An 11,137-nucleotide genomic window follows, 5' to 3' on the forward strand; every position below is an offset into this window, starting at 1 on the left:
TATCCACCGAACTTCGCCGCGAAGTTCTGTGGATAATTCCATGGCTGGAATGGCTTTGTCTTTGCCTGAGCCTTTTTGCTACCCTCACGGGGTGAAAATTTACCTCCTGCGCCACGGACAGTCCCCTTCCACGGCCGAGGCCGGCGTCAAAAGCGACGCGGAGCGCCCGATCTCCGAGGAGGGGCGCCTGGCCGTGCGCAAGTCGGTGTCGCATCTCCTGCGCCAGGGCGCCAGCCCCGCCGCGATCCTTCACAGCCCCCTGAAACGGGCCGTTCAAACGGCCGAGGAAGCGGCCAAGCTCGTGGGCCCCCCCGCCGGCGTGGAGACCTTCTTGCCCCTTTCCAACGCCATGCCCGCGGAACAACTCTTGGCGGAGCTTTCCGCCAAGCTGAGGGGCTGGCCCGAAACGCTCTTGGTGGGGCATCAGCCCCAGTTGGGAGAGCTGGCTTGCCTGCTCTCCGGAACCATCTACGACTTGCGGCCGGGAGGCATCATCGCCCTTGAGCTTGCCGGCGCCAAGAAGGGAAAGGCCCTGTGGTCGGCCAACCCGAGCGATCTCGTAGTATAATAAGGCCGCACCGCCATGGGAATCACCCGCCGACGCCGGAAATCGGATTTCGAGGAGCCCAGACCCTCATGGAAGGCCTTGCCCCACTACATCCTCTACCCCTGCGCCGGCTTTTTCGTGGGGGTGGGCTCTCCGATAGGAGCCTTCCTCCTGCGCTACTGGCTGGCCGACCCCATCTTGAAGTCCCTCTGGGTCAGGCACGAGCTCCAATACAACTTCCTCTTCTACGCCTACATGGGGATCGGCACGGTGATGGCCTTCATGCTCTTCGGCTACGTCCTCGGCGTGAGAAGCGAGCGCCAGCGCGTGAGCAACCGGATCCTGAGCGCGCGCTTGGCCGAACTCCACCTCAAATCCGTCACCGACAGCTTGACCGGCACCTACACCCACGGCTACCTGCACGAGATACTGGAGCTTGAGATACAGCGGGCCCTCACGAACAAGAATCCCCTTTCGGCGATGATACTTGACATCGATGACTTCAAGAAAATCAACGACACGCACGGGCATCTCTTCGGAGACCGGGTCATCAAGGAGACGGCGGAGACCATCGTCACCAACGTCCGCTCCGAGGACATCCTGGGCCGCTACGGCGGCGACGAGTTCTTGGTGATCATGCCCGGGGCAGAGCACGCGGTGGCCAAGCAGGTGGCGACCCGCATCTGCCACGCCATCGCCAAGAACGGCTACAGCACCACGGTCAGCATCGGGGTCTCGACCTTCTCGGGAGACGAAAAGCAGGGAGCCAAGGATCTCCTCCATCAGGCCGACCTCAACCTCTACCAGGCCAAACGCGACGGCAAGAACCAGGTGCGAGCGTCCCCGCTCAATACCCGCCTAAACCTGCTTGGCCGTTGAGTGCGCGCAGGTCAGGCGGAACTGGCAGCGCCGGCAGAAGGAAACGTCGGGCGCGTAAATCCCCTTCTCAATGGAATCCGCCGCGGAAAGAATCATGGCCTTGAGCTCCTCCTCTCCCGCTGGATCGTAATCCCATGTCCTCTTCTCCGCCCCCGCCAGGGAGTAGAGAGAAATCCAGGCAGGGGTGAGCGCCAAGCATTCCACAAGTCCCAAGGCGTAGAAGCGCAACTGAAGCGTCTCGTCCACGCGGCCGTGCGGCTCGAAATCGAGGCGCGTCTTGTAGTCGATGAGCTCATAGCGGCCGTCTGGGTGGCGGTCCAGCCGGTCGGGCATCCCGCGTATCACGTGCCGCCCCAGGGGATAGGAGAACTCCTTTTCGCTGGCCACCACCTTGGAGCGCCGGTCTCGGTCGCGCTCGAAGTACTTCTCGAGCATTCTCAAGCCCTTCTCATGGCAGCGCCGGCTCTGCTCCTGGTTGGAGAATCCCGCCCCGACCCAGCATCGGTCGTAGCAGTCGAGGAGGGCCTCCAAGGTCCCCCTCCCGCCGCGGTGGTAGCATTCCAGCGCCCGGTGCAGGGACTGCCCCAAGGAGGAGTCCGGGGTGGGCGCGATCCGGAGTCCCTCCACGAACATCAGTTTGTACTTCCAGGGGCACTCGAGGTATATCCGGAACTGCGTGAAGCTTAATTCCATACGCTGGCGTCGTATATTCAGGCCTCAGGCCCTGTCAAGTAATACTATGTTCAATTTGGAGGCCCGAGCTTGAGACGAGTTCGAGGCGCGACGAGGGAGCATAGCGGCAGCTATGTGACCGAGGAGCAACGAAGAAATTGGCCAAGCTCGGGCCTCCCCGAAGGGGCCGAGCGCTTTTGGGCTGCGACCGCGTCGCTCGTCGCTCACATACCGCTGCGGGTATGCTCGCTCCTCGATCCTTGTCTCGCTCCAAAATCGCTCGGACAAATTGATCATATTATTACTTGACAGGGCCTCAGGCCTGAGGGCTCGCCCTATTCTCCCGGAAGAAACTAAGGTAGGTGTCGCCGTACTTCTCGCGCCGGAAAAGTTCGAAGGACTCCGGCGGGGAAACGTTTTCCTTGACGTGGTGCTGGCAAATCACCAACCCCGCCGGAGCCAGGAGGCGCGCCTCCGAGAGGCGCCGCAGAGCAAGGCTGGAATAGGCGAGCGGCCTTTTTTCCTCGTCCTTGTAGGGCGGGCCCAGGAACACAAGATTGAACTCCCCGCAGCCCGAGCGAAAAGGGACCCAGGAGAGATCCTTCAAGACGTCTCCTACCGCGGCCTTGGCCTTTCCGGAAAGCCCCATCGCCTCCAAGGTCCGGCGCAGCGACTCCACGCAGCGGGGGCTTAAGTCCACGAAGCAGACGAACTGCGCCCCTCGCGACAAGGCCTCGATCCCCACGGCCCCGCTTCCGGCGAAGAGATCCAGGAACTTGGCATTGGGCAGAAACCCCGCGAGGATGTCGAAAAGGGACTTTTTGATGCGCGCCGAGATCGGACGCACGTGCCCGTGCTTGGGACTCTTGAGCTTGCGGCCCCGCAAATCGCCGGCCAGGATTCGCATCACCGATATATATTATAGAATAAACTTATGTTGGGCAGGGTTTTGGTGGTGGACGACGACGCGATCGCCGGGGGACTCTCTAAAGAGCTCCTCATCGAGGGCGGCTTTGAGACTGACCTTCTCACCGACAGCCTGGCCGCGCTCGAAACCCTGAAAAAAAGCCGCTACGATCTGGTGCTTCTGGACATCCTCATGCCTGGGATAGACGGCCTCACTCTCTGCCACAAAATCAAGACGGACCCCGCGCTCGCCGCCCTCAAGGTCGTCATGGTCTCCGGGAAATCCTTCGAGGCGGACAAGGAGCGCGCGCGCCAGTACGGGGCAGACCTCTTCATCGAGAAACCCTATAACGTGGAGACCTTCGCCCAGGAGGTCGCTGAGGTCCTGGGCAGGAGCCAAAAGGCCGCCCCCCAGCCGGGCGGGGCTCCGGCGGCGCAGATTCTTTCAGCGCCCCAGCCGGTTCTCGAGGCGACGGTCTGGGGCTGCCGCAGCCACTCGGCCAAGAAAGCGGCCTCCCCCTCGGCCTACGGCTGGCACACCCCCTGTCTCAGCGTGGAGACCAAGAATGCCTTCCTGATATTCGACGGCGGCACCGGACTCAAGCCCCTGGGCGAGCACCTCGTCAAGAAGGGTGGCCCCAAGGAGCTCTGGATGTTCCTCACCCATTTCCACCCCGGCCACGCCGAGGGCCTGGGGGCTTTCGCTTGCGCGCACTCCCCCAACTACAAGCTGCACATCGGCGCGGCGCGCGATCCCGACAAGGAACTCGCGGATATGGTCAAGGAAAGCTTCGAGCTTTCCCTGGGGGATGCGTCCCTCGAGGCAGAAATCGAGCTCTACGAGCTCAGGGAGGAAACCTACGAGATACTCCCCGGAATATCGATTTCCTCGTTCTACGCCAACCATCCCGGCACCACCATGGGCTACGCGCTGGAGCTGGAAGGCCGCAAGCTCGTCTACTGCCCGGACAGCGAGATTTATGGGGAATACGCCACGGCCATGCAGGACTACGACGAGAAGCTGAGCAAGATCTGCGCGGGAGCCGATCTCATCATCCACAATGCCCGCTACACGCCCCAGGACTACCGGACCTTGAGAAACCACGGCCACTCCAGCTTCGACAGCGCCGTTCACTTCGCGGGGCGCAACGCGATCCGACGCCTTATTTTATTGCATCACGACGAGCAGTATAAGGACGCCGACCTCGACCGGATCGCCGCGGATAGCCAAGAGATCATCGCCGAAAAAGGCTACGACCTGCAGTGCGCCATGGGCCGGGAAGGCCTCAAGGTCTCTATTTGACGGCCCGGCGAATATAATCCAAATTTTTCAGGTCCCAGCCCTCGTCCCTCGGGGTCTCGAGTATTCCCAGGGCTTTATCGTGTTCCGGGCTGCCGAGAAGAGCCTTCAAGCCCTCTGGGCCCAGATGGCCCAGGCCCCAATGCTCGTGGTTTTCCCTATGGGAGCCCAGGAGGGCGCGGGTATCGTTGAGATGGAAGGCCCGTATGGCCGCGACGCCGAACAAACCGCGGGCCCGGCTCAGGAACCCAAGCATGCCCTCGGCCCCGGCTATCTCATGCCCCGCGGCCCAGGCGTGGGCCGTGTCGAGGCAGACCCCGGCCCCTGGTAGGCGCCTGGCAACGGCCTCCAAAAGCTCGGCCAACTCCTCCAAGGTCCCGCCCATGCGCCTGCCGCCGCCGGGGACGTTCTCAAGGAGTACCGGAACGACCCGTCCGCCGGCCTGGGCCGCCCTGTCCAGGCTTTCGCCCAGGAAAGCGGCCCCTTCCTTAAAAGAGGAGCCGGGAGAATAGGCCCCGGCGTGAAGCACGTAGTATTGGGCGTTCCAGCCGGCCGCGAGCGACAGCTCGCGCGCCAGAAGTGTTGCGCTGCGCAGGCGCCGCTCGCCGGTCTTGGAAGCCAGGCTCGGCACGAACCGCGAATGGATCAAGAGATGGCGCACGGGCCCTTTTGCCCGTTCGAGGCGAAATTCCGCCATCTCGGCCGCCTCGGGCGAGAGGTGGCGCTGGCAAGGGAGCATTTGGAGGGCCCGACAGCCCAACTCCTCGGCGTGGCGCAGCGCCGAATCGAAACCCCCCAAGACCGAACAATGGATGCCTAAAATCAAATGAGCCGTGTGATCAACGAGACGAACTTGGTTTTAAAAGAGGTGTACGGGAACCACCACAGCTCCGGAGTCTCGGCGGGCCATTCGTGAATGTAGACGGCCTGGGACCAGCAGAATTGGCGCAGGCCCTCGTCGGAATGGCGCTTTCCCATTCCGCTCGCCTTGATGCCGCCGAAGGGAAGCGAGCAGACCGCGTAATGGCTCAAGAGGTCATTGACGCTCAACAGCCCCGCCTCCACCGCCGCCCCCAAATGTTCGGCCTTGGCCAAATCCCGCGTCCAGAGGCTCGCCGCCAAGCCCCAGGGGCCGGAATTGGACAGCCTCACTGCCTCCTCGGCGCGGTCCACCTTCATGATCGGCATGACCGGGCCGAACGTCTCCTCGGTCATCACCTTCATGCCGTGATCGGCCTCGAGCACCAAGGCGGGGCTGACGAGAAGGTTGCCCTCGTCCAGGATCTCTCCGCCGATCACTCTGCCGCCCTTGGCCCGCGCGTCCTCAAGGTGCTCGCGGACCCTCTCGAGTTGGGGCGGATAGATCAAGCGCCCGATGTCCACCTCGCCGTCAAGACCCTGCCTCAGGCCCGACATCTCACGGCGCACCGCCTCCACGAAAGGCTCGTAGACCTCTTTCTCCACGTACACCCTCTCCACGCCCACGCACAGCTGGCCGCAGTTGGCGACGGTTCCCCAGACCGCGGCCTTGGCCGCGCGCCGCAGCGGCGCGTCCTTGAGCACGATCATGGGGTGCTTGCCCCCCAGCTCCAGAACCGAGGGCTTGAGCTCCGCGCTCGCGGCCTGGGCCACGAGCCTGCCGGCGCTGCTGGAGCCAGTGAACATCACCATGTCCGCGGCCTTGACCACGAGCTCGCCGACCTTCCCATCCCCCGTCGCCACCGAGAAAAGCCCCTCCGGGAAAAGCCCGGAGGCGACGAAGGCCTCCTCAAGCCAAAGGGCCGTGCGCGTGGTCCACTCGGAGGGCTTCAGAAGCGCGGCGTTGCCCGCGAGAATAGCGGCAAGGCAATCCCCCATGGGGATGAGGAACGGGAGGTTCCAGGGAGTGATGATCCCGATCACGCCCCGCGGGATGAAGCGGGTATAGGTCCTCTTGTTGAAAAAAAGCCCGGGACGCCAAACAGCCTGATCCTGCAGGATGCGGTGGGCGTTGGAGGTGTAGTAGGAAAGGATGAGCTGGGCCACCGAAAATTCCATGGTCTCTATCTCGGCCCAGGGCTTGCCGGTCTCCTCATGGATGATCCGGTAGAGCTCACCCTTGCGCCGGGAGAGCTCCTTCCAGAACGAACGCAGGAGGCTCACTCTCTCGCTCAAGGAGTAGCGTCTCCATAGCGCCGCGGCCGCTCGAGCGGCCGCGGCCTTGTGCGCCACGGCCTCATCCGTCATATTGAGGGCGATTTTCCCCATCCCGGGAATTCTAGCTCCTCTTGACAGAATCCACAAGTGGGGCTAGACTCATGGGCGGTGCGCCCCCTAATGCCTCTGGCGTGGGCTTTGCTCGCGGCCGCTAACCTGGCGGCGCAGGACGCCGATCCATCCCTGGAAAGCCTCAAGATAGACTTGGGAGATGCCCCCCGCGCCGAGAAGGCCTTGAATGCTGCGATCGAGAAAAACCCCAAGCATTGGCTCGCCTACCGGGCCCGGGCCATGGTCCGCCGCTCGCGCAAGAAATACCAGAAGGCGTTCGAGGACGCGACCTCCGCCCTCAAGATCAACCCCCGCGACGCCTGGTCCCACGACATTCTGGCTCTCATCCATATCGACCTCGGCCGCTATTTGGAGGCCGTCTCAGAGGCCAACGAGGCGCTGGCCCTGAACCCCAAGGACGCCCAAGCCCTGGCCGCGCGCGCCCGCGCCTGGGAGAGCCTCCAACGCCCGAGCCAGGGACTGGCCGACCTGAGGCAAGCTTCGGCCATCGATCCACAGCTTGGGGGGCTTTACCGGCAGGCCCTGGAGGGGCAAAGGGGCGAGTGGCTTTCCTCCTCTATCCTTTCGCCCGTCAGCGCCATGTTCCTGGCCGCTTTGGGCGTGCCCCTCATCCTCTTCGCCTTCGTTCTGTACCGCTGGGCCGACGCCGCCGAGCCAAAGCCCAGGCCCGCCATGCGCCGCTTCGACAGGCTGGGGTTTTCCCTGGAGACCCCGGCCAAGGACAGCGCCAGGCCATCCGGGTTCAGGCTCATGCGCGAGATAGGAGAGGGCGCGATGGGGATCGTCTACGAGGCCCTCGACAAGGCCCTCCAGCGCAAGGTGGCGATCAAGAAGCTGCGCGAGGACATCGCCCACGACCCCTGGCAGAAACAACAGTTCATGAGGGAGGCCCGGACCGTGGCGGGGCTCAAGCACCCGAACATCGTGGAGATATACACCGTGCTAGAACAGAGCGAGGGGCTGTTCCTGGTCTTCGAGTTCGTTTCCGGCCAGCCCCTCAACAGGATCATCAATTTGAGACTTACACTCAACCCCATTGAGGCCTTGTGCCTGGCGGAGCAGGTGGCAGAGGCCCTGGACTACGCCCATGAGAAAGGGGTCACGCACCAGGACCTCAAGCCCTCCAATATCATCGTGGACGGGGCCGCGGCCAAGGTCATGGACTTCGGCATCGCCCGCCATGAGCACTTTCCCCCGTCCTCTCCCAAGCCAGACACCCCGATCGGCACCCCCGCCTACATGGCTCCCGAGAGGGAGCAAAGCGGGCGGCCCGGGATGAAGGAATCGGACATTTACTCCCTAGGGGTCTGCTTTTACGAGATGGTGTCCGGCAAGAGGCCGTTCGGCGACGGCCAGGCCTACTTCCAAAAAATGCAGAGGACTTTCCGCCCCCTCTCCACGACGCTCCCGAACCTCCCGCCGGAGCTCGATCTCGTGATGGCGAAGGTCCTGCACCCCGAGCCACTGGAACGCCATGGATCGGCGCGGGAATTCATAGCCGACTTGAAGAAAGTCCTGGTCTCGAATCCCTCGAGCGGCCTGCTCTGACTCTTTACGGAGACGAGGGGCTGGCCGTCAAGTTCTGCAAAGGAGAGGGCTTGGTCTCCGTCGTTGTCGTCGAGTCTGGCTCCAGCTTCGCGGCTACCGACTCCTGGAACTCTTCCTTGGTGGTCGTATTATCGGGCGGCGGGGCCAGAACCGCGGGGGCGTCCTCGACCCGGACGGGGGTTTCTGTCGGGGGTATGGGCGCGGGCGCGGCCATGATCTGGCCTCCGCCGGCGGATTTCTCGACCACGAGGCGCTCCCCGTTTTTCAAGGCCACCGGAATTCCCTCCTCGGCCGGCTGGGAGGGCTTGGCCTGGACCAAGGGCGCTACGGCAAAACCTCCCGGGGTCTCGGTCCTGAAGAGATCCCAGGTGGTCAGGCCCTGAGGGCTCACCCTCACGCGGAACTCCGTGCCGCGGACCGCGGCGACGGCGGTGGGGGTCCTGGTCTTGAACACCCTGCCGGAGAACAGGGTCCCCTTGACCTTGGAGATCCAGCCTTCCAGGACACCCTTGTTGAGGCGAACCTCGATCAACTTGGATTGGAGCTTCTCCACGCGAAATGAGGAGCTCTCGCGCAGTTGGACCTTGGAGCCATCCGAGAAAACGATGACGGCGTTCGCGTCCTCCTTGACCACGACCGCGTCGCCGGTCTGGAGCTTCTGGCCTTCCTTGGCCGGCAGCAAGGCCTCGCCCTGTGGCATGTAGAGGACCTCTCCGGAAACGCGGGCAATGACCGCGGCCGCGGAGCCCCGCGCTGAGCCGTCCTCGGCGCGGGAGGTAGCGGCCATGGCGAATGCCATGGCCGCGGCAAGCAACAATGAAAAGTTGTTTTTCATGGTGCTAAGACCTTATCTAATATTTCCGCGTAAAACAAGAAGAAATCATGAAGAGATGTTTTCGTATAATAGCCCCCATGCGGCGGGCCTGCGTCGTCCTCTTCTGGCTGGTCCTCCTGCTCTACATAGCATTCCACGGCGATTTCCTCCAAGAAGCCCTGGAGCTTTTTTAGATGGGATGGATTGTGGCCGCGGGTTTGTGGGCCTCGGCTTACGCGGCGACGCGCCGGCGCCTGAGTCTTGAGCGCGACGAGTCTTGCCTGGCGGCGGGGCTGGCGGCCTCCGCGGAACTGGTCCTGGGGGCCATGCTCTGCGGGACCTTGGGTATTCTGCGCCCGGCTCCTCTTGGAGCCTGGTGCCTCCTGGCCCTGTCGGGCCATGCCGCCGCCGCGCTCAGCGCCCCAAAAGCCCCCCCCGAGAGGTTCCCTTCCCTGCCTTGGCCGCTTTGGCCCGCGCTCCTGGCCCTGGCCGGCGTCATTTTCTTCCAAATTCGCCTCGCTTGGGCCCTGCCCGTCCTCTCCTGGGACGGGCTCAGCTACCACATGCCCATCATCTACCGCTGGGTTTCCCAGGGGAACCTCTCCCTGGAGAATTGGTTCGGGTCCAACCGCTATTCCCCCTGGAACGGGGAACTCCTGGCGGCCGCTCTATCGGTCCTGGATGGCGGGCGCATGGATTCGGCCAAGATCTTCCAGCTGGCGGCTCTTCCAATCCTGGCGGCCTCAGGCTGCGTTTTGGGCCGGCTTCTGGCCGGCCGGGCTTGGTCAGCGGCTTGCGCCCTCGCCTTCGCGTCTCTTCCCATCGCTCTCATTCACGTCGGGATTCCCTACGTGGATCTCCTCTACGCCTCCTTCTGGCTGGCGGCCGCGGCGGCAATCCAAGCCTACGCCCGGGAGAAGCGCACAGCACTTCTCTACCTTTTCGGCCTGGCCTTCGCCCTGGCGCTGGGGGCGAAAGCCACGGTGTACTTTCTAGCGCCGCTCTTCATCCCGCTGACCGCAACGTGGAGGAGGATATCTCCCAAGAATGCCGCAGGCTTAGGAATGGTGATTCTCATCTGGGGTTGCCCGGTATACATCAGAAATTGGCTCTCAACGGGAAACCCCCTATTCCCCTACACCATCCGCGTGGCCGGGATCACGCTGTTTCCGGGAATCTCGGAGACAGAGCATCTGCTCGTGGCCGTGGAGCGCTGGTTCGTGGCCACAAAAGTTCAATGGCTTTGGTATCCTTTCCGGGAAACCCTCAAGGGCTCGGTGGGCTACTCCGCGGAAAACGGCTTCGGCCCCCTGTTCGCCGCGGCCTGGGCGCTCCTGCCCTGCTCGGCTTGGCTCGCCGTAAAGCGCCGCCGCCCGGACCTGCGCCTATTCCTGGCCATGATCCCGGCGACGGCGATCCTGTTCCTATTTTTGCATCCCACCCGCGAGCCGCGCTACGTGATTTTCCTGCCTTGCCTGGCCATCGCGGGCCTGGCCGCGCTCCTGGCCCGCGCGCCGGGGCAATGGAGAACCGCGGCGCGCCTGGGCTGGAGCCTGGGGGTGATCTGGTGCTGCTGCGGCGTCCTGGCCGCGACCGGGAAGGAGACGGGGCTTTGGCTCGCCCACCAGGAGCTCTCGCGGCGCGGGAAAATCGACGCGCTCGAGCATTACTCGCGGCAGTACGGGCCGCTGGCCAAGGCCTGGGCCGAGCTCAACGGCCGCCTCAAGGCCGGGGAAACCGTGGCCGCCAACTACAACGAGCTCGTCTTCCCCCTCTTCGGCCTGCCGCCCCGCGGCAAGGTCGTGGTCGTGCATTCCCGCGCCGTGGACTACCCCGGCGCCCTATGGGCCGAGACGCCCGAGGGGTGGCTCGAACTCCTCGACCGCGCCCGCGCGCGCTATATCTTCATTTGGAGCCCGGCATGGTATCCGGAAGCCGGAGTCCAGGAACGGAAAACCTTGGAGCGCGTTTCGAGGCGTTTTTGCCCCCTCGGGCGCTGGAGCTCCCCCGACTTCGGCGACGTGTCCTTGTTTGAACGGCTTTAGGGCTCGCAATGGAATAATATGACCAACTGGCCGGGGCAATTTTGGAGCGAGACGAGGATCGAGGAGCGAGCATACCCGCAGCGGTATGTGAGTGACGAGAGACGAAGTCGCAGCCCAAAAGTGCCCCGGCCCTTCAGGCAGGCCCATCTTCGGCCGAT

10 protein-coding genes are annotated in these 11,137 nt (G+C 63.7%); 5 read left to right on the top strand and 5 right to left on the bottom strand.

Going from position 1 to position 11,137, the window contains the following annotated elements; genetic code table 11:
- Positions 1–91 precede the first annotated feature (91 nt).
- Both HY921_03540 and HY921_03545 read left to right on the top strand, forming a co-directional pair.
- A complete protein-coding gene (locus HY921_03540; GenBank protein ID MBI5629941.1) occupies positions 92–568 on the top strand; it encodes a histidine phosphatase family protein in 477 nt (158 codons plus the stop codon).
- 15 nt (positions 569–583) lie between these two features.
- The gene (locus tag HY921_03545; GenBank protein MBI5629942.1) at positions 584–1,426 is read left to right on the top strand and encodes a diguanylate cyclase; all 843 of its coding nucleotides are present in this window, start codon (positions 584–586) and stop codon (positions 1,424–1,426) included.
- Here the strand turns inward: HY921_03545 and HY921_03550 are convergent.
- On the bottom strand, positions 1,406–2,119 hold the full coding sequence (locus tag HY921_03550; protein ID MBI5629943.1) for a PD-(D/E)XK nuclease family protein: 714 nt from the start codon (positions 2,117–2,119) through the stop codon (positions 1,406–1,408). The two genes, HY921_03545 and HY921_03550, sit on opposite strands and share 21 nt — an antisense overlap.
- A 295-nt stretch (positions 2,120–2,414) precedes the next feature.
- On the bottom strand, positions 2,415–3,008 hold the full coding sequence (gene rsmD / locus HY921_03555; GenBank protein ID MBI5629944.1) for a 16S rRNA (guanine(966)-N(2))-methyltransferase RsmD: 594 nt from the start codon (positions 3,006–3,008) through the stop codon (positions 2,415–2,417).
- A gap of 24 nt (positions 3,009–3,032) precedes the next feature.
- On the opposite strand from rsmD, the gene HY921_03560 reads away from it, so the two are divergent.
- On the top strand, positions 3,033–4,307 hold the full coding sequence (locus HY921_03560) for a response regulator (GenBank protein MBI5629945.1): 1,275 nt from the start codon (positions 3,033–3,035) through the stop codon (positions 4,305–4,307).
- On the opposite strand, the gene HY921_03565 is transcribed toward HY921_03560, so the two are convergent.
- Together HY921_03565 and HY921_03570 are read right to left on the bottom strand one after the other, a co-directional pair.
- Positions 4,300–5,130 (bottom strand): deoxyribonuclease IV, encoded by an 831-nt coding sequence (locus HY921_03565; protein ID MBI5629946.1) that lies wholly within the window; start codon positions 5,128–5,130, stop codon positions 4,300–4,302. The genes HY921_03560 and HY921_03565 overlap by 8 nt on opposite strands.
- Positions 5,127–6,551 carry an aldehyde dehydrogenase family protein gene (locus HY921_03570; GenBank protein ID MBI5629947.1) on the bottom strand — a complete coding sequence of 475 codons (1,425 nt, stop codon included), beginning with the start codon at positions 6,549–6,551 and terminating at the stop codon, positions 5,127–5,129. Before HY921_03570 ends, HY921_03565 begins: the two co-directional genes overlap by 4 nt.
- A gap of 36 nt (positions 6,552–6,587) precedes the next feature.
- Here HY921_03570 and HY921_03575 point away from each other — a divergent pair, with 36 nt between their 5' ends.
- A complete protein-coding gene (locus HY921_03575; protein ID MBI5629948.1) occupies positions 6,588–8,120 on the top strand; it encodes a protein kinase in 1,533 nt (510 codons plus the stop codon).
- A 4-nt stretch (positions 8,121–8,124) separates the two neighbouring features.
- Here HY921_03575 and HY921_03580 read toward each other — a convergent pair whose 3' ends face one another.
- Positions 8,125–8,955, bottom strand: coding sequence for a FecR domain-containing protein (locus HY921_03580; protein ID MBI5629949.1), 831 nt, complete (start codon positions 8,953–8,955; stop codon positions 8,125–8,127).
- A 173-nt stretch (positions 8,956–9,128) separates the two neighbouring features.
- On the opposite strand from HY921_03580, the gene HY921_03585 reads away from it, so the two are divergent.
- Positions 9,129–10,979 carry a hypothetical protein gene (locus HY921_03585; protein MBI5629950.1) on the top strand — a complete coding sequence of 617 codons (1,851 nt, stop codon included), beginning with the start codon at positions 9,129–9,131 and terminating at the stop codon, positions 10,977–10,979.
- Positions 10,980–11,137 lie beyond the last annotated feature (158 nt).

It is taken from the genome of Elusimicrobiota bacterium, assembly GCA_016218575.1.
In the GTDB taxonomy this organism is placed as follows: Bacteria; Elusimicrobiota; Elusimicrobia; order UBA1565; family UBA9628; genus JACRDN01.

Excerpts from the sequence above, each read along its gene's own strand:
- HY921_03560 (MBI5629945.1), top strand. The coding sequence starts at position 3,033 with ATGTTGGGCAGGGTTTTGGTGGTGGACGACGACGCGATCGCCGGGGGA.
- HY921_03570 (MBI5629947.1), bottom strand. The coding sequence starts at position 6,551 with ATGGGGAAAATCGCCCTCAATATGACGGATGAGGCCGTGGCGCACAAG.
- HY921_03545 (MBI5629942.1), top strand. The coding sequence starts at position 584 with ATGGGAATCACCCGCCGACGCCGGAAATCGGATTTCGAGGAGCCCAGA.
- HY921_03550 (MBI5629943.1), bottom strand. The coding sequence starts at position 2,119 with ATGGAATTAAGCTTCACGCAGTTCCGGATATACCTCGAGTGCCCCTGG.
- HY921_03585 (MBI5629950.1), top strand. The coding sequence starts at position 9,129 with ATGGGATGGATTGTGGCCGCGGGTTTGTGGGCCTCGGCTTACGCGGCG.
- HY921_03580 (MBI5629949.1), bottom strand. The coding sequence starts at position 8,955 with ATGAAAAACAACTTTTCATTGTTGCTTGCCGCGGCCATGGCATTCGCC.